At 48.9% G+C, this 19,770-nt stretch carries 14 protein-coding genes; 3 read left to right on the forward strand and 11 right to left on the reverse strand.

The features are described 5' to 3' along the window. Positions 1-36: 36 nt before the first annotated feature. The 8 genes from NH568_RS20785 to NH568_RS20820 form a co-directional block, all read right to left on the reverse strand. Positions 37-1,470, reverse strand: coding sequence for a hypothetical protein (locus NH568_RS20785; protein ID WP_253050529.1), 1,434 nt, complete (start codon positions 1,468-1,470; stop codon positions 37-39). Between the two features lie 237 nt (positions 1,471-1,707). Next, positions 1,708-3,768 carry a M13 family metallopeptidase gene (locus NH568_RS20790; protein WP_253050531.1) on the reverse strand — a complete coding sequence of 687 codons (2,061 nt, stop codon included), beginning with the start codon at positions 3,766-3,768 and terminating at the stop codon, positions 1,708-1,710. A gap of 688 nt (positions 3,769-4,456) precedes the next feature. Beyond that, the gene (locus NH568_RS20795; protein ID WP_253050533.1) at positions 4,457-4,891 is read right to left on the reverse strand and encodes a hypothetical protein; all 435 of its coding nucleotides are present in this window, start codon (positions 4,889-4,891) and stop codon (positions 4,457-4,459) included. A gap of 9 nt (positions 4,892-4,900) precedes the next feature. After that, positions 4,901-5,155, reverse strand: a complete 255-nt coding sequence (locus NH568_RS20800) for a hypothetical protein (protein WP_253050535.1) — start codon at positions 5,153-5,155, stop codon at positions 4,901-4,903. A gap of 146 nt (positions 5,156-5,301) precedes the next feature. Beyond that, positions 5,302-5,979 (reverse strand): hypothetical protein, encoded by a 678-nt coding sequence (locus NH568_RS20805; RefSeq protein ID WP_253050537.1) that lies wholly within the window; start codon positions 5,977-5,979, stop codon positions 5,302-5,304. A gap of 202 nt (positions 5,980-6,181) precedes the next feature. Next, positions 6,182-6,850, reverse strand: a complete 669-nt coding sequence (locus NH568_RS20810) for a hypothetical protein (RefSeq protein WP_253050539.1) — start codon at positions 6,848-6,850, stop codon at positions 6,182-6,184. Positions 6,851-7,047: 197 nt separating this feature from the next. Continuing rightward, positions 7,048-8,040, reverse strand: coding sequence for a phosphatidylinositol transfer protein (locus tag NH568_RS20815; protein WP_253050541.1), 993 nt, complete (start codon positions 8,038-8,040; stop codon positions 7,048-7,050). 110 nt (positions 8,041-8,150) lie between these two features. Continuing rightward, complete coding sequence (locus NH568_RS20820) at positions 8,151-8,882, reverse strand: hypothetical protein (RefSeq protein WP_253050543.1); 732 nt, start codon at positions 8,880-8,882, stop codon at positions 8,151-8,153. A gap of 342 nt (positions 8,883-9,224) precedes the next feature. On the opposite strand from NH568_RS20820, the gene NH568_RS20825 reads away from it, so the two are divergent. Beyond that, positions 9,225-10,418, forward strand: a complete 1,194-nt coding sequence (locus NH568_RS20825; RefSeq protein ID WP_253050545.1) for a GGDEF domain-containing protein — start codon at positions 9,225-9,227, stop codon at positions 10,416-10,418. Positions 10,419-10,426: 8 nt separating this feature from the next. On the opposite strand, the gene NH568_RS20830 is transcribed toward NH568_RS20825, so the two are convergent. Further along, complete coding sequence (locus NH568_RS20830; protein WP_253050547.1) at positions 10,427-11,281, reverse strand: SDR family oxidoreductase; 855 nt, start codon at positions 11,279-11,281, stop codon at positions 10,427-10,429. Positions 11,282-11,380: 99 nt separating this feature from the next. On the opposite strand from NH568_RS20830, the gene NH568_RS20835 reads away from it, so the two are divergent. Both NH568_RS20835 and NH568_RS20840 read left to right on the forward strand, forming a co-directional pair. Next, positions 11,381-12,280: a LysR family transcriptional regulator gene (locus NH568_RS20835; RefSeq protein ID WP_253050549.1), complete on the forward strand. Its 900-nt coding sequence runs from the start codon at positions 11,381-11,383 to the stop codon at positions 12,278-12,280. A gap of 149 nt (positions 12,281-12,429) precedes the next feature. After that, positions 12,430-12,885 (forward strand): DoxX family protein, encoded by a 456-nt coding sequence (locus tag NH568_RS20840; RefSeq protein WP_253050551.1) that lies wholly within the window; start codon positions 12,430-12,432, stop codon positions 12,883-12,885. Between the two features lie 60 nt (positions 12,886-12,945). On the opposite strand, the gene NH568_RS20845 is transcribed toward NH568_RS20840, so the two are convergent. Together NH568_RS20845 and NH568_RS20850 are read right to left on the reverse strand one after the other, a co-directional pair. Beyond that, on the reverse strand, positions 12,946-13,617 hold the full coding sequence (locus tag NH568_RS20845; protein ID WP_253050553.1) for a hypothetical protein: 672 nt from the start codon (positions 13,615-13,617) through the stop codon (positions 12,946-12,948). Between the two features lie 460 nt (positions 13,618-14,077). Then, on the reverse strand, positions 14,078-19,770 hold a 5,693-nt coding region (locus NH568_RS20850), incomplete at its 5' end, for a non-ribosomal peptide synthetase (RefSeq protein WP_253050555.1).

Below are 19,770 nucleotides of genomic sequence, written 5' to 3' on the forward strand. Positions count from 1 at the left end.
AGTAGCGCCCTGTTTTTGTTCATGCTGCTTAAACGATTAGTCAGGGATAGCGTCGTTTATCCACTGATAAACCTCAGCAATCTTGTTATTGTCGTTAATATCAAATTGTGCATCTCCCAGCAGTGTTAAGCCTGCCTGCAGCTTTTCATTCACCAGCTGCACTTCCTGCACCATTTGCTTAATTTCTTTATTCAGCATCTGAGCACTGTGCAGCTTGCCATCATCGGGTAAGAGTAAGCTGCGTTCCAGCGCCATAAAGCGGTCTAATTGAGCAGCCCGGTACTTGGTTAAGCGCGTATCCAGCTGAGGCAGCCAGGGCTGGCCACCGGCGTCTGTTAATGCCATGATACTTGCCTGCCGTGCCGAATTTATCTTGGTATCTGTGACTAACTTACCAAGCACGCCGTTTACTTGTATGGTTATAGGCGTGTCTGTGTCTGGTATCAGCACCGAGTGGAATAACCGTCTGAATTCATCACTGGGGGTTTTCTCTGGCACTGCCGCCAGTGTTTCATTCGCCAGCTCAGCATATCTGAAGTTTGCCGGTAATGTGCCATCCATCACTTCTTCAAGATGTTTACTACGATAGAGGTTTTTGGTGAGCACACTGAAATCAGGGTCTTCCAGGTTATCAACGGCTTTGCCGGCAACTTCAAGCCCGGTCAGAATATTACACGCGCCATGGTATTCAAGTGCATCGCTGAGCGCGCCAAATAAAGAGTATTTCTGGACATCTGACTCTTGTTGCCTGAGTGTAATTTCGGCCTTAATGCCACGCCTTTTCAGGTCGATCCCTTTGGCAATCAGTTCCGTCGCCTGATTGGCCAGGTAGGCTTGATTGAATTCAGCCCTCACCCCGCTCGTTACACCCGCCAGTCCGGCCAGGATCCTGGAAGCGCTTTCACTGGTAAACACAGCCCCCGCACCACCAAACACCGTGGTCACCGTTCCCAGCCAAAAGTTGTTTCGGGATTCAATACGCTTCAGATAGACCTTGTATAAGTTACAACGCTGAGTAGAGGCAGACAAAATTCTATCCTGTACCCGGTTTCTGATCGCCAGCTGTTTATCCGCTCCATAAGAGGCATATTGCTGCACAGCAAAGCTGAGCATTTCGCGTTCAGCAATACAGGCGTCTTCATCTGCATCTGTGTCTGCACTACAGTAATCATTGGCTTCGAGATAACCGAGCATCTCGGAGTTTAGCTTCTTTTTTTTACCACCTTTGGTTATTGTGTTTGTTTCTAACTTCTTATACAGCTCTGCGGTTAACTCGCTACGTGTTTTGTCTGCAATTAATGCAGGTAAATCAACCGCAACGAAACCGCCGGCTGGCAACAGTTGGGAAGCGCCCCCTAAATTAACCCGATCATCCCCTGAATAAGACCCTTCGGGGTTTTGATTAATAGAGCAAGCGCTCAGCACACCGGCGGCGACAGCCAAAACTAAAAACCTTTTTTTATTATGCATTATTTCCCTACCCTGATTGATGTTTTACCCTCAATGAGCATAAAAACACAGTAACAAAAAGCTTTCAATTAAATAACTTATTTTGCTGGTTGTATTATTCCGGGTTGCTCGTCGTGTTTTGCAATCAAAGAAGCCCGACCCGGGCAGTGAAGATTTTGCACAAATGTGAGGAAAACGGTATCACTCAGGCGAACACGACTGTGCCGCCTGAGGAAATAGTCTAAACCAGACTAGAGACTACCAGATCTTAACGCGTTCGCTTTGTGGTCGGAAAAGCTTATCGCCTTCTTTCACAGCAAACGCCTCGTAGAAAGGCGTAAAGTTAGATAAAGGACCATTGGCTCGATACTGCGCCGGAGAGTGTACATCCGTGATCAAACGCTGACGCGCCGCCGCTTCACGCTTTTTGGTTCTCCAGCTTTGCGCAAAGCCAATAAAAAAGCGTTGCTCTGGCGTATAACCGTCAATGATTTCTTTGTCCTTGCCCGATAGAGACAGTAAGTAAGCTTTGTACGCTACAGTCAGGCCACCTAAATCACCAATGTTCTCGCCCAGTGTCATGCGACCATTTACTGCGGCATCTGCAAACGGTTTATAGCTATCGTACTGTGCAACCAGTGCGTCGGTGCGCTGCTTAAACTGGTCCAGGTCGGCGTCCTGCCACCAGTTACGTATATTACCATCACCATCAAACTGCGCGCCCTGATCATCAAACCCGTGTCCCAGTTCATGCCCTATCACTGCACCTATGGCACCGTAATTCACAGCATCATCCACGCTCATATCAAAAAACGGCGGCTGCAATATCGCGGCAGGAAATACAATTTCATTCTTCAGCGGGTGATAGTAGGCATTCACTGTTTGTGGTGTCATTTCCCACTTAGTCTGATCAACAGGCTGGCCAACCTGACTCAGATGGAAGTCTGTCTCATGTTGTCTGGCGCGGATCACATTACCAACCAGATCGTCGGCTTTGATCTCAAAATCGTAGGAACGCCAGTGATCGGGATAACCAATTTTATAACTGACTTTGGTGAGCTTATCCTGCGCCGCAGCTTTGGTTTCGTCAGTCATCCAGTCCAGGTTATCGATACTCATTCGGTACGCTGCAATGAGATTCTGTACCAGAGTCTCCATGCGGGCCTTTGCCGCAGGCGAAAAGTGCCTGGCCACATACAGCTTGCCGACTTCTTCGCCCAACATTGCATTGGTCATAACCACACCACGTTGCCACCTTGGCTGCTGCTCAGTCACGCCTCGCAATGCCTCGCTGTAAAAAGCAAACCGGGCATCGGCAAAGGGCGCACTCAGCAACTCTGCAAAACTGTTGACTGTGTGAAACTTCAGATAGGTTTGCCAATCCGCCAGGGAGATTTGGTCGAATAATGTGCCCAATTCTTCGAAGTAGCTTGGCTGCATAACAATGATTTTATCTTGCGCCGGCAGGCCCAGCCCGGCAGATACGTTATCCCAGTTAAGTTTACCCAGTTTTGCATCAAACTCAGCAGTGTCATGGGGGTTGTAGATCAGGCTGATTTCGCGGCTTTTGGTGCGGCTCCACATGATATCAGCCAGCTTAGTTTCAACCGCAAGCACAGCCCTGGCCTGCGCTTCGGGGTTTGGCTCACCAATCAAACGCAACATGGTCACCACCATGTTCTGATAGTCGGCCCTTAGCTGCACCGATTTATCATCATCTTTACTGTAATAGTCTTTGTCTGGCATACCTATGCCATCTTGCGCCGCATACAAAGCATTGAAACGTGCATCTTTGCCATCTGGTATCACAAATACGCCCAAAGGCGTTGTAATCTGATGCCTTTGCAGTTTACCCATCAGCGTACTGAGCTGATCGTACGTATCAATCGCAGCAATGTCTGCCAGCAGCGGTTGCAACGGTTTGTACCCAAGCTGTTCAAGCGCCTGTTCATTCATAAAGCTGGCGTACAAATCACCGATTTTCTGCTCGCTACTGCCTGCTTTACCCGACTGTTGCTGCGCTTCGTGAATCAGCGTTTTTACCGCCTCATCCGACTCAAACCGCAAACGGTCGAAACTCCCCCAGGATGCCTTATCCGCCGGAATATCTGTATTCGCAAGCCAGCTGCCATTTACATACTGGAAAAAGTCATCCTGTGGCCTGACACTCGTATCAAAATGGCTTTGCTCAATACCCGATTTAAGCGCCTGCACCTTCTGCGATGCTGCTACCTGAGTACCACGTTCACCTTGTGATGAACACCCACCCAGCGCTGCCAATGCAGCTGTCATAGCAATCACTAATGCTGTTTTTTTCATGCGTTTCCCTCTTTTTATTGTGTGTTAGCGGGCAAAAATATCACCCAGCAGCGCAAAATACACAAGCCAAAGATGTTTCGGCATGTACGCACGCATACTCCCCAATATATTTTTTATTTAATATCAACAACTTGAAAACAACAGACAGAAAAAATGTTACAAAAAAGAAAGTGAAAGCGATCTGGCCTCCTTTGCTTAAACATAAAAAACCCCGCTGTCGCGAGGTTTGTTTAGTTTCAGAATGTCTAGTTCCAGAATATAAGTTAAATTCTGAATCGGTTTCTCAGGCCAAGGCCGATTAAGAATATGAAAATGAAAGACATAAATGCATGGAGATAACTGTACAGGTCATAACTACTAGGGAGACACTCAGTTTGGAAAGTAGATTGAAACAATAAACAGTTTCAATCCACGCGCCCGTGAAGGACGCGACTGCCTTATCGCTAAGGCGCAGCCAGCTTAACAAATTGAGGAGATTTGCGCTAACCTCTGTGAAAATGGCATACCAAACCACCACCAAACTAAGCAGCTGTAAAAATATCCTTATTTTAAAAGAACATATAAAAGCGCTAACCTCCCAGGGTTTTCATGAGAACTAAGGGTTAGCGCTCCCTTTCGCTTTTTCAGGTTTTTTAGCAATTAAATATAGGCATTAGTAAACATATTAACCAATGCACCAGGGCGTTCTTTACCCCCCATTATTCCTGCTGGTGCCGAATACATATCCCAGTAGTGCGGTGAGGGTTGGGAAGAGTACGTTGAGAATGATCAGCTGGAGGGTGTCGAACCAGAAGGCGCGGAAGGTGGCGCGCTGGTTGGTGAGCAGCTCAAGTTTGGCCTGCATTTGTTCGGCGGTTAAAGTGTTGTTTGGATTGGCGGTGATGGCGTTAAAAAAGCGAATTTCGCCCCAGACAAAAATGCTGAGAATAATGAGCAGAAAGCCAATTAAGACCGCGATGATCCCCCAGGTGAGGTTTACACCGGCTTTTTCTTTGCCAGTGAGTGGTTCAGGGTCGGACACCGGCGCTTCCATAGGCGATGAGTCCCGGGCTGTGCTTAAGTCCAGGTTTTGCCATGGTGTTTGTGTGTGGTTTTGGTCGCTGTCCTGTGCGTTATCCGTCATCCTGTTTACCTAATGGTGTGCACTCGGCTTTGATTTGCTGATGTTATTGAGTTCAGGCATCACTAATCTGTGTACATCCTTTCCTTGCTTATCTGCAGATAAAATCGCTCTGTCATGAACTACCTCATCTGAGGCCCAGTCTAGTAAAGTCAGTGCCACTTTGGTCAGATCGCTGGATTTTTTTAACCCTAAACGCTGCTGTAGCTGTGCCAGATAGTCTGCGTCAACGGAAAAGCGTACTTCGGTTTTTTTGCTGTCTGCCATAATTACTCCAAAAAGTTTCCGGATTTCTTCCAATATTAGTGGAATAAGTATGCGGGTGCAATTAAAACAAGGCTGACGCGTTTCATTATTGAGATCAAAAAAGGCCAGTTAAATGTCTGGCCTTTTGCTTGTACTTTAATACGCGATTAGAAACTGTATCTAAAGTTGATGTCCAGCGTGTCGTAGTCATCAACATTGCGATATTCTGCATTTACCGAGAATATATCGTTAAAGTGGTAGCCTGCACCGACAAAGAAAAGCGGGTTGCCATCGCTGCCTTCTCCGTCGATTTTTTCGTAACCAAGCCCAGCTTTTAATTCAATATCTTCCAGCACGCGTGTCTGATACTGAGCACGCAAACGGTAGATATTTTCATCGCCAGAGTCAGTGAGATTATACTGGTATACGCTTGCCAGGTATGTTTCAGTGACCTCAAACTCACTTCTCAGATCCACCCGGCCAATATGAAAACTCACATCAAACAAAGAGATCTCATCCAATTCGTGAACGTAACCCGCTCCAAGTGAAAACTGGTCAATGTCCAGTTCATAGCGAGAATGATACGAGTGCCCGCTCTCATACCGATGACCAGAACCACCTGAACCACCTACACTGTAATAACGCCCCTCAAAGTAGTGGTTATCAACGCGCTTACTTACTACCAGATTGACACCAGTATACGTATCGAAAGACTCAATACCGCTATCATCGTGACTTAAGCGTTTAAAGCCCACTTCAACTTTATCAAAATTGATGCTGTGTGCCATGGCTGGTGCGCCTGCAAGCGCAAAGATCATACCTGTCACAATAGGTAACTGCTTCATATTTTTACTTTTTTAATATGTACCTTAGAAATTGACTGCGCCATCAGATGATCATCGTTACCTGTTAGCGCGCAAAATCGCGCGGGATTATAGACGTGTACTCTGGCAATGTATACAGATTGGGGAAATTGTTGGGGGCAGCCGGAATGGGTTACTGTGAGGCCAGTCAAATAACTGGCCTTCGCTTATACTCAATACGCGATTAGAAGCTGTATCTAAAGTTGATGTCCAGCGTGTTGTAATCATCAACATCACGATATTCTGCATTTACCGAGAACATATCGTTAAAGTGATAGCCTGCACCAACAAAGAACAACGGGTCACCATCGCTGCCTCCTTCGTCGGCTTTTTCATAACCAAGCCCTGCTCTTAATTCAATATCTTCCAGCACGCGTGTCTGATATTGAGCACGCAAGCGATACAAGGTGAAATCGTCAGAATTAGAGCGGTTAGACTGGAATGCCAGTGTTCTGTACGTTTCCGTGGCGTCCAACTTATTTTTCAGATCCATGCGGCCAATATGAAAACTCACATCAAACAGTGAGACCTCGTCCAATTCGTGAATATAACCCGCACCAAGCGTAAACTGGCTAATATCTAGCTCATAGTTAGCTTTAATAAAGTGCTCTTCACCATATTGCTCACTGGTACTCTCTGAATCACTTACACTGTAATAACGTCCCTCAACATAGTAGTTATCAAAGCGCTTGCTTGCCGCCAGGTTTACACCGGTATGCGTATCGAGAAAATTAGTATCAATACTAATGCGCTTGTAACCCACTTCAACTTTATCAAAGTTGATAGTATGTGCCGCTGCAGGTGCACCTGCCAGAAGTGTGACTAATCCAGCCACAAGAGATAACTGCTTCATAGTTTTCCTTATTATTCTATCTCAAAAATACTGACTTCCGAGTCTGTCTTGACCCGAACTTGGGTGCGAATTATAAATATTTGATTTAAAATGTACAGAGTAACTGCAATATATCGATTCAAAATGGGCAGGTTGGGAATTATATAACCCAATTTAGAAGGATTCAGGGCTTACTCTCGCGTAAGCCCCAACTTATCTTACTCACATTGTGCTGCCGGGTAGGTATCTACCTCATTGGTTATATGTGAGTAATAGTTATTGTTACTGATAGCCGTGGTACCGTAATGTCCGGCATCCGGGCCTATTGTGAAGCTATTTTGGGCACCCAGTCCGGCACGGATAAAGGCTTCAGCATCGGTTTTTGCGTTTCCGTACGCACGCACTATGTTCAGGCCCTGTGATTGCAGCTGTTGGATCTGCTCTATCTTGTACTCAGCCGTTCTGAACAAACTGGTTTCATTGCTAAGAGAAGTGCGCAAGAAGCCCCGCGGCAAGCCCATCCAGTTTAACCAATCGCGTGTCCCTTTGGCGTACCAGTAAACACGAGCGGTCAGGTAAACGGGCTGATATCCCAGATCCAGGTAGCGACGTACCAGACTGTAAGCCCCCTCTTTTTGGTCGGCTCGGTCAATACCTGTGTAGTCGCCAATTTGCTCAGCGTCTGATTCAGTCAAGGTACCATCGATATCGAAAAGTACGGCGGGTGTATCCGGCTGAACCACAGTCACAAACCCTTCAGCTCCGGTTCCATCCGCAGGCACTGCCGCATAGATACGGTACTGACCCGCATTCATTGCTGGTAGGGTGACACTGGCCTTGCCATCACTATTGGTCACGGCGTCACCCAGATAATGCCAGCTACTGTCTTGCTGCCCGCGCAGATAAAAGCGAACAGTTTCAAATTCCAGGTCTTTGTGTGCAATTGCACCGTAATCAAACTTTGCTGTCACTTTTACACTATTGCCTTCTGCCACAACTTCGTCGTGGACCATATGAAAGCTCGGCAACCAGGTAATGAACCGATTTAGCCCATTGCGATACCCGGCACTGGGTACCTCAGGTTTAGCGTAATTTTGCTCAATCCAGCTTGGCTCTGGGCATTGCGGCAGCGCCTGTGCACCAACAGACCATACAATGGCTGCCGCAGCAACCGTTTTAGCTGTGATATGAGTCAACCTTGATAACTTCATATATACTCCCATCGTTAAATTCGAGGCAAGAATATATACTCTAGATTACATTTTTATTAACGCAAACTTTTCACATTAGCAAACATTTTAACAACAAGGTGTGATCAGGATCATAAACCAGGTGGAGCGATTTTAGGGTTTGATGGCTTCGCAACATTATCTGCAACGCTGACTCCGGATGTGTGACTTCGAGCTGCCTGCTCTTTTACCCGAGCCGGAGTCGAGTGGATATTTCGCTTTGCAGCCACCCAGGCATACTTCTCGTACGATTCAAAAACATAGTTGCCACTGGGCAGCTGGATCTGGCCATAGATCACCTCATCGGTCAGGGTAAGATGCACCTGATAGTGGTCGCCTGGCTGCTTACTAATCTGTCCGATCAAGCGTTTTTCTCGTTCGGTTAGTGTTATCTCGACGATTTCTGCGCACACTTTTTCCTGTGTCTGCGGGATCAAAAACTCAAAGCTATCGCCCATACCTAACTGGCGAATACTTTTGACGTCTAATTCAAGGTAAGCTTCATTGTGCAGCTCAAAAGGTACCGTAGTACCAGATTTAAAGAAGGCTCTGGCGTTTTGAGACTCCTTATTGATGGTGTAATAAGTGCTCTGTAATTCATGCTGTGGCAATCTGACAGGGCTGTTTTGCGGGCCCGAAGTCACCAACTCAGGTTCATGCGTCATCGCCTGCTGCAGCTCAGATACATTAAAAGTCGCACTCACCTGCTCGCCCGACGATCCTTGCGCATCAAAGTATGCACTTACATTGCCATAAAACAGCAATAAAGCGAGTGACGACCACGTAAAGACGCCCATCAATATGTAAGTGAACACTTTCAACATATCAATAAATTAACAAATGAAGTACTTATGGGAACATTAATTGCTCCGCCGGTTTTTATCAAGTGAGATTAATTGCGATACTTCTCGTCCATACGCATCTCAGGTATAAATAATCTAATATCAATATGTTAAAAGAGAAACACTATTTACCTTTGTTTACATTACTCAAAACGGAGATAGCCTCAATACGCTGGTAAAAGGCTGAAATACGAACAATGTCTGCTCATCTGAGTATGACAATGCTATGCTTGAAACTTAAAGATCCCTAGCTCGCGGCTTAAAACCAACCACAAAGCGCGGGCAATCACGGGCAATAATGTAGAAGAACAATAGGTCGGGTTAATGCAGGTTCATGATCTTACACTGATGTTGTCGCTATGGATTGCATCGCTTGCTGGTGCAACAGTGCTATTTGTGATTTCTAAAATGACTCAGACCATTTCCGGCACCCGGCTCTGGTCAATGGCCATGCTGCTACTTTCATGCGCCTATTTATCGCAGCTGAGCATGCAAAACCTCGACGTACAATGGCGGGTTTTAACTTTCAATAGCTTCCTCATTTTAGGTCACTCCGCATGGCTGATAGGCACCTGGCAATTTGTTCAGCGTACCCCGTCAACACAAAAGATTGTCGCGCTTATCTTACCGGTTTTGCTCGCTTCCTGGCTGACCGCCACAGTATACCCTGAGCGAGAGCTACGCATTACAATCATTGGTATCTGGCTGATAGCCGTAAGGTGTCACTACGCCTGGGTGCTTTACAAGCACGCGCGACAAGACAAGAACGAGTTTCTGGCTGCACAAATAACCGCAGGCGTAGTATTGCTGGAAGTGTCATTTTCTGTGCTCTATACATTACAAGGTGCACTGGGTAATCTGCCGCAGATCGGTGAGGCCTTCAACTGGGTAGCCGGATACACTTGGGTTGCAGCACTGTTGGGGATCCTGGCAGGTGCGCCTGTTTTGCTGTTACTCAGCGCCGGGCGCTTTGTTAAGCAGCTGGAATTTGCAGCCAATCACGACCTGTTGACCGGACTGCTCAATCGCCGGGGACTTGCAAAGCAATTAAATGAACTATTGCCGCTAAGTAAAAGAAAATGCGACTCCCTCACCATCATGATGATAGACCTGGATCACTTTAAACGTGTCAATGACAGGTATGGTCATCAAAGTGGCGACCGCGCCATTAGCTGCATTGCAGAGGTACTTAAAAAGCAGTTTCGCAGTGCCGATCTGTTAGCACGCTGGGGTGGTGAAGAGTTTTGTCTGGTGCTGTTTGACATGCAACCCGACATGGCGGTCGTCTGTGCAAACAAGCTGCAAAACGCCTTTGCGCAACAAAGCCTGACGCTTAGGCTGGGCGACACGCCATTGACCATCAGTGTAGGCATTGCCTGTAGCCGGGAGATCAGCCAACAAGGCTTCGAATCCACCCAACACCTGGCCGATGGTGCACTATACGATGCCAAACATGCTGGGCGAAACTGTGTAAAAGTCGCCAGCATGTCACTCAGTTTATTAGAAGAAAACCCGTAACAGGCTCATCAGGCAGTGAGGTGTTGTGTCAGGCTGTCACGCATTGGCGTAGTTGGTCGGCCAATTAAGGTGCTTAATGTACCACTTTGGTCATTCAGCCAGCCCGAATTGGCCTGGATTTCCGCATCAGCCAGCAGCGCAGCAAACCTGGCCGGCACACCTACCTGCGCCAGAAACTCTGCATACTGCTGTTCAGAGACATAATTGGTTAGCAGGGTTTTGCCACTGAGTTCTGCTGCCTGTTCAGCCAACGTCTGCAAAGAGAAGCTCTCATCGCCCGCCAATTCATAGGTTTTACCCACATGACCCGGATCAGTAAGTACCACAGCTGCCGCTTCTGCGTAATCTGCGCGGGCAGCACTGGCAATACGCCCCTCGTGCATGGCACCAGTGATGGCTCCGACGGCAAGGCTACCAGCAATCCCACCGCTGTAGTTTTCGTTGTACCAACCGTTACGCAGCAGCACATAGGGCAAGCCCGACTGTATGATTAGCTGCTCGGTGACTTGATGCTCTTCACTGAGCAACAAAGGCGACGTATCGGCATGTAAAATACTGGTATAAGCCAGCAAGGTGACTCCCGCGCGTTGCGCAGCGGTGATAACGGCTGTGTGCTGTCTGACCCGCTCGCCAATCATATTACCCGATATAAGTAATAGCTTACTTACCCCTTCAAGCGCACTATTTAGGGTTTCAGGCTTGTCATAGTCAGCATATCTGAGTTCAACCCCCAGCTGGACCAGTTCGTCTGCCTGCTCTGGTGTGCGTACTAAGGCCACAATCTGCGAAGCCGCTACGCGCTTTAATAATGCATCGATTACCAGACGACCCAGCTGCCCATTTGCTCCTGTTACTGCAATCATATTTTATCTCCACTTAGTGTGATTACTGTCGATGGGTTTATTGTCTGGCATAATCATTGTTACCATAAGTCGGTCATTTCAAAATGGAGCGTTCTATAAATGATTACAATAAATCATAACTCCCTAAAGTTGCTGGCGATCTTCGCCACAGTAATAGACAGTGGTAGTTTTGCGGCGGCCGCGAGGCGTCTGCACTCCAGTCGCTCACGCATCAGTGAGCAGGTTTCTCAGTTAGAGTCGCAATTAAATGTGCGCCTGCTGCAACGCAGTACCCGCCAGTTAAAGCTGACGCAGGAAGGAGAAAAAGTGCTGCAACATGCCCGACAGCTCACTGGCATTTTGCAACATATTGAGGCCCAGCTAACAGATCCAGAGCCCAGTGGGCGGGTTAGGCTTACCATGAATCATGACATTGCCCATAAATTCATTTTGCCCAAGCTTGATAAACTGGCACAGCGCTACCCACAAATAAGCCTGGATCTCATTGTCGATGACGATCCGCTCGATTTAATTGAACAGCAAATTGACCTGGCCATTCGAATTGGCTTTGTTCGGGATGAATCTCTGGTTGCCCGTCTTCTGCATCAGGAGCGATTTGCTTTATTCGCCAGTCCAGCACTTATAACGCAGCACGGCATGCCCACCACTGTGAACGAATTGGAGGCCATGCCCTGGCTGGAACTAAAGCAAACGGCAGAGCAAGGCGCGCAAATACTGTATCGCAATGATGAACCTGTGATTATCCACCCGCAGCGGTATCACAGCTGTAACTCTCCCTATTTGTTGCAGCAAATGGTCGCCAGTGGGCTTGGCGTGGCCACTTTGCTGCCGTCAACCGTGCAACAGGAAGTCGGGCAGGGCAAACTGGTACACATTTTTGAGCAACTGCAAAGTGAGCCGCTGGTCTTCTCTTTGGTTTATCCCTCAAGAAGACAGGTACCTCAGCGCACCCGCGCCGTGATTGACTTTTTACTCTCGGAATCTTTGTTTAGGAGTTAAGTTCTTTTTTATAGAACGAAGAATGCGATTTTAAGAAATTTTAAAATCCAAAAACGAATTTATACTGTTTCATATCGGCTGAGGGGAAAACAACTTAGGGCGTTTCCCGCAAGCCCTGGCTTTGATTTTACAAACTTGAGGAAACGGTAATGACTAAACTAATTCAACTCGTTCAACCATTTGACCAAAACACATCTTTATCTCATCTCGCGGCGTTGCTAGCCCGTGTTGGCCTGTCAGCCATTTTTATTCTGGCTGCAATGAACAAAATTCAGTACTTTGAAGGCAATGCCCAGTACATGGCATCAAGTGGATTGCCGGGTGAGTTGCTCCCTCTGGTCATCGCATTTGAACTCATTGGTGGCCTGATGATTCTCGGTGGCCTGCTGACTCGCCTGACGGCCATTGCATTTGCAGGGTTTAGCCTGGTAAGTGCGCTGTTGTTCCACTTCGACCTGGCGGATCAGATGCAGTTTATTATGTTCTTCAAAAACGTGGCGATGGCGGGTGGCTTCCTGGCGCTGGCTGCATACGGCGCGGGAAAATTCAGTATCGACCATAAAGTACTGGCGTCTCAGCCGCTGGTAAAAGGTAAACTGGCTTAAATCGTCAATTTACCAATATTAAAAACGCGCAGTGGCTTTGGTCACTGCGCGTTTTCGGTATTATTCTGTAGCCATAACCCGCTTACCGTTAGCATCCACAACCAGCAAATAAGACTTACCAAAGTCGCCATTGCACAGGTCTATCGCATTACCCGCAACCTGCAGGCCATCTGCACAGCTGCTGACAGCGTAGTAATCAGTTACCTTGCCTTTCTCGGTTGTTGTCACTTTGCTGCCATCAGCCATGACGTCATAGCTACCGTTGGCAAACAAACGTACGTTAAAGACATCCGCTTTATTGTCTGGCTTTTTACCTATCACAGACAAAGCCCTTTCTCCGTTTGCTTCCCAGGCAATCACCCACAAGTTGGCACCATCTTTTAGTGTGGTGTTCATGCGCTCTTGCTTCTCGCCGCTGTTGCTGTCCTTAACACCCAGATTGATCATGTTGTTGATGGCTTTGTAGCTGTAGCTGTATGTCTTGCCAACTTCCTTTGCAGGGACATCTGCCGACACCACACTGCCACTGTCAAATAAACCGCTATAACCTGAACTGATAGATCTCTTTTTGGCATGAAAATCAGCCATATAGTCCAGCGAGTTAACAAAAGACATTTTCGCATCATGGCTAAGCTGCTCGTCCAGCTCATCACTACCTTCGCCACATCCTGTCAGGGCCGCTGATAAACCCAGCACTAACGCAAATCCTAATCCTTTGTTACCATTGTTCATAATTATCTCCATAAATATACAATAAAAAGTCACTCTGCCAGGCGCCACTGGGCCTGAAACAGATCATAAGTGTCATCTGGCCTTCACTTACTACGGTAGCCGACACTGTTGTTTATCTGTGTTTCTCTATGCTGCTCACGCGCAAATATTAACATATCAATTACTTTCTCCAAGGGTGGTAAATGTGCACAATTGTTTAATTTTGTAAGCTAAATGACAGCGCTACCACACTCTTCACAAAGCTTAACAGAAGCCACTAAAAACCCTTTTCAATCAATAATTAAGGATTAATTAGAAAGATAAATTTGAAATATGAAAAACGCGTGACACAGGTACTCTATAAAAATCTGTATCAGGATAGAGCTGGCAGGTTAATCGCAGCTTAAAACATAAAAAATTCACAATAATGTAAAAAATAAAAGCAACCCGGAAAATGTCCTGTCGGGTTGCTTTTATAGGCTCAGATTTCAAGGACTTCTTCATCCTCATCAATGTCACTGTCATCAAAGGCCGATAGTAAGGCGACTTCGCTATGAATAAGCTCTGCCACCTGGGCAAGATATTGACATTCAAAGACATCCCCAACGCTCAGTTCAACCTGCCAGTGTGTGTTCACCTCACTCAACAGTCGCATCATCAATAGGGAGTGTCCCCCAAGGTCAAAGAAGTTGGCCGACATACTGATATCACCCGCATCCACGCCCAATAGACGTGCCACAATCCCGACCAGCTGTTGCTCCAGTTCGTTTTGCGGTGCAATGTACTCATCAGCCAGAGCTGTCAGCGCGACTTCAGGTAATGCCTTTCTGTCAATTTTGCCGTTCGCGGTAAGTGGCCAGGTATCGACCAGCTTCCAGGCTGAGGGCACCATGTATGGGGGCAGACTTGCTGATACACTTGCCATTAATTGCGCGGTCAACGTGTCTTGATGCGCTTCAGAAACGGGCTCAACATAGGCCACAATAACGCCTTTTTCTTTATTGACAGTCACCAGAGATTGCGCGACCCGCTCATCTGCATTCAGGGCGTTTTCGATCTCGCCCAGTTCCACCCGAAAGCCACGGATCTTGATTTGATCATCAACCCGCCCGACATATTCAATCAGACCTTCAGCGTTGAAGCGCACCAAATCGCCAGTCAGATACAGGTGCGCAGGCTGGTCCGGCTCGGCCGCATACGGGTTATCGATAAACCGTGCTTTACTCAGCTCAGGCTGGTTGAGGTAGCCAAGCGCCAGGCCATCGCCGCCCACACATAACTCACCAACCACAGTGTTAGACACTTTGCGCCCCTGCGGACTCAGGATCAAAATCTGATCGCCCTGCACGCCTCGCCCGATGGGCACACCGGTACTGATATCTTGCTTTGCCGGTACCGGATAGCAGCAGGTAAAGGTGGTGTTTTCGGTCGGGCCGTAGCCATTGATCACTGTCACATTCGGTAGTGCTGCCTGCACAGCCATCACCGCCTGCGGGTTCAGCACATCTCCGCCAGCCAGCACATGCTGTAGCGCCAGTGGCCCGGTACTGAGATCAGTACAGGCCTTGCTCCATTCGGTGAACAACCCGGAGGTTAACCACATGGCGGTAATGCCCCGAGTTTCCAACACTTTGTTGATCCCAGCCAGTGAGAGGTAGGCGTCAGGATAGAGCACACAGCGTCCACCGTTGAGCAATGGCCCCCAAATTTCCAGAGTGGCCGCATCAAAAGCAATATTGGCACTTTGTAAAAAGACCGTCTCTGAATTGAGCGTCATGAAGTTAGGGTCACACACCAGGCGATTGACTGCACGGTGCGGGGTCATAACCCCTTTAGGCGTACCAGTAGAGCCCGACGTATAAATAACATAGGCCAGTGACTGCGCCGTTAAACCTTCAGGATAATCCAGGTTTTCGGTACTCAGATCAGCCCAGAGGGCGTTATTCTCATCCAGTGTAACCTTAGCAACCGGGCTAAACGCCAGCACGTCGTGCTCTGCTTTGCCTGTCAACACCACTGACAGCTGGGTATCTTCAAGCATATACGCCAGACGAGATTCAGGATAACTCGGGTCCAGCGGTACGTACGCCCCACCCGCTTTTAAAATAGCCAGGGTTGCCACCATTAATTCAAGAGAGCGACCCAGACACAGTCCAACTAAGGAACCTGCGCTTATCTGGTATTCGTCACGCAGATACCTGGCCAGCTGGTTGGCTCGCGCGTTTAGCTCACCATAGCTGAGGACCTGTTCGTTGAGCTGCACGGCAATCTGCTGTGGATTTGCCGCAGCTTGTTGCTCAAATAACGTATGAATACACGCAGTTCGCGGATAGTTTGCCGCGCTACTTTGCCATGCACTTTGCTGCGCTTGCTCGGTTGCCGGTATCACGGCCAGTGTGGCAACAGGCTGTGTACTGTTGCTTTCTAATGCCTCGACCAGTGATCTCAGTGCGGTATCCATTGATGCTGCAATCCGGGTTGCTTCAATACTTTGGTCAATCTGGAAATCCAGCGTAAAACTGGCCTGCTCACCCAGATCATTGACAGACAAATCAAACGGATAGTTGGTTCTCTCTCGGGTACTCAACAGAGTGGCGCTTGCCTCAGGGGACGGCTGGGACTGCTCAGTGTGGCGATAATTGAGAATGGCACTGAATAAAGGTGTGTTACCACTGATGGCGCTGTGACTTTGCGCTTCGGCCAGCGAGACTTGTTCATAAGGCAGTAACGACTGGAGCGCCTCGTTGACTTCATGGAGCGCCGTCTGTGCCGATTGCTGACCCAGCTTAACTTTTAGCGGTAAGGTATTGATCAGCATACCCATCATACGCTCAATGCCTGGCATAGCGTTCATCCGTCCCGACATCACAGTACCAAATACCACCTCATCGCGGCCCGTACCGGCGCTCAACACCTGTGCCCAGGCCAGATGGAACAGCGCTGCCGGACTGCATTGCAGACGTCTTGACAAAGCGCGGATCTGTTGTGACAACGCCGGGCTTAGCTCAGTTGCGCACTCTGCCACCGCATTTCCTTTGCCAGTCACCTGAGCCAGGCCAAATGGCAGAGTTGGCGTATCGATATCACCAAGCTGAGCAGAGAAAAACTCAGCGGTATTCAGCTTAGCGCTTTGTGCCATGGAGCGGGCTATAAACTCACGATAAGGCAAAGGAGCGGGCAAATCAGCCTTGTTCTCGGCACTGAGTTCTGCCAGCAGTATTTCCAGTGACACATGGTCAGTGATCAGGTGGTGAAACTTCAGCAGTGCGTAGACTTTGCCCTGTTGATCCTGCGGTGAAACCATTAACTGGATCAGTGGAGCAGACTCAAGGTCAAAGCCATGAGACGCATTTGCCACATACTCTTCAAACTGCGCTTTCACCTTTCCCGGCTCAAGTGACAGCATAGTCACGGGCAGCTCAGCTTCACGCAACACCACTTGTACTGCCTGTTCCCGGCCGCGCCAGAAAATGGCGGTACGCAGCACATCATGACGCTTAATCACAAAGTTCAGCTCATCGATGAGCTGAACCAGCGGTTGTTGACCATCCAGCTCAAACGCCATAATACTGACATACGGGTCGTGCTGCTGGTTCATGGTATGGACAAACAGCACCCCTTCTTGCAACGGTGCCAGCGGGTACATATCCTGCACATTCGCCGCACCACCGGGTATCTGAGTTATGATGGCATCAATACTGTTCTGTGTTAGCTCAATCAGGGGCAACATCTCAGGTGAGATGGCGTCAGCCTGCGCTGGAATACGGTTTTGCGGCACATTAAATTCAAACTCAACCTGTGGCTGTGCGTCGAGATGCGCGGCCATCGCACTCAGACTGCTGGCCTTAAACAGGGCCTGTGCCTGGCATTGATAGCCTAGCTGTTTCACCCGGGTCAACAGCTGCATCACCAACAAAGAATGGCCACCCAGTGCGAAGAAATTCGCATCACGACCGATTTGCTCAATGGGCAGGTTAAGTACATCAGCCCAAATTGCCGCAAGCGTGCACTCAGTGTCGCTCTGCGGCGGCACATAGTCGCCGTTTAAATCTGCCTGCTCCGGTGCAGGCAGCGCCTTGCGGTCAATTTTGCCATTTGGTGTCTGTGGCCACTCATCAATCACGACAAAGCTGTTCGGTACCATGTACTCGGCCAGTGACTGACTCAATTTGGTGACAATCGATTCAGTCAATGCCTGCTTTGCCGTATCCGGTTGCTTGGTACACGGTTTAACGTAAGCCACCAGACGCTGGTTGCCCTGCGGATCTGACAACGCCATTACCAGTGCCGAATCCACTTCACTATGCTCACCAATATGATATTCAATCTCGCCCAGCTCGATGCGCAGGCCGCGAATTTTCACCTGATGGTCCATCCGACCCATATATTCTATGGTGCCGTCATTACTAAAACGCACCAGATCGCCGGTTTTATATAGTCGTGCGCTTGGTAACTCATCTTTAAACGGGTTGTCGATAAAGCGCTCGGCCGTCAGCTCAGGACGGTTATGATAACCACGCGCCAGACCTTCGCCGCCAATGTGCAATTCACCGCAGGCACCTTGTGGCAGCAAGTTGAGGGCTTCATCCAGGATCACTAGCTGAATGTTCTGAATGGGTTTACCAATCGGCACGCTGCTGTCGTATGGCTGAGTGCAATCCCAGTAACTGACATCGATGGCTGCTTCAGTGGGGCCATACAGATTATGTAGTTGTGCTTTTGGCAAACAAGCTCTGAACTGTTCAACATGGCCTATTTGCAGCGCTTCACCACTACAGAAAACCTGGTTGATGGACGTGCAACGAGCTAGGTCGCCATGCTCCAGCATCACCCCCAGCATAGAGGGGACAAAGTGCAATTTGGTGATCCCGGTCGCGACTATCAGCTCACTGAGGTATTCCGGCTCTTTATGACCGCCCGGTTTTGCAATCACCAGCTCCGCGCCTTTGAGCATAGGCCAGACGAATTCCCACACGGAGACATCAAAGCTGTAGGGGGTCTTTTGCAGAATTCGGTCGTCCGGGCCACAGCCATATTCGTTGTCCATCCAGTCGATGCGATTATGCAGTGCCTGATGCTCGACCAGCACGCCTTTTGGCAGCCCGGTGGAGCCCGAAGTGTAAATGGTATAGGCCAGGTTGTGCGCACTCAGACCTATGTCGTTTACCGCAATATTGGTATCCGGATAGGCGTTATAATCGAACTCATCCAGTCGGGTAATACTGGCTTCGCCAAGACTGACTCGCCCCGCAATCTCAGTGGTACTCAACACTACCGTGGCATTAGCATCCTCCACCAGATAGCTCAGGCGCGCTGGTGGCAGCTCGGGGTCCAGTGGCACATAAGACCCGCCGGCTTTGAGAATACCCCAAATCCCGATCACCATTTCCAGCGAGCGCTCAACACATAAACCCACTAACGAATCCGGCCCGACGTTGTGCTCTGCACGCAGATAATGGGCCAGCTGGTTGGCTTTGGCATTTAATTCACCATAACTCAGGGTCTGCTCACCAAAGCGCAGGGCAACCTGCTCCGGCGTTGCCGCTGCCTGCTGTTCAAACAGCTCGTGGATACACAGCTCACGCGGGTAATCCAGCGCGGTGTCATTCCAGCTGTGCAATTGCTGTTGGCGCTCCGCATCATCCAGCACACACAAACTCTGTACTGCAGTGCTGCTCTGGCTGTCCAGTAAATCCAACACCTGAGTCAGGGTCACTTGCAGATACTGTGCTATGCGCGCCGCCGGGGCACGTTTATCTACCTGAAGCTCAAAGCCAAAGCCATCACCGAAATCATCCACCGAGAGGTTAAACGGATAGTTGGTGCGCTCTTCACTGGCAATCACCTTGAATCCGGCATCCTGCTCCAGCTGCGACTCCTCTGTTGCCGAGTGGCGATAGTTCAGCATCGCGCTGAACAGGGGCAGCTGACCACTTACGCCGCTACAGCGCTGCGCCTCGGCCAGTGACACCTGCTCGTAGGGCATCAAAGCACGCAGGTCGTCGTTAATTTGTGCCAGCAAGCTCATCGCATCCTGCCCGCTCAGCGACACCCGCAGCGGCAGCGTATTGATCATCATGCCCATCAGCTGGCTGCTCAGGCCATCATCGCTCATACGACCCGATAACACAGTACCAAATACCACCTCCGACTGACCGCTACACACGCCCAGCA

The organism is Pseudoalteromonas sp. XMcav2-N (assembly GCF_024124545.1).
In the GTDB taxonomy this organism is placed as follows: Bacteria; Pseudomonadota; Gammaproteobacteria; order Enterobacterales; family Alteromonadaceae; genus Pseudoalteromonas.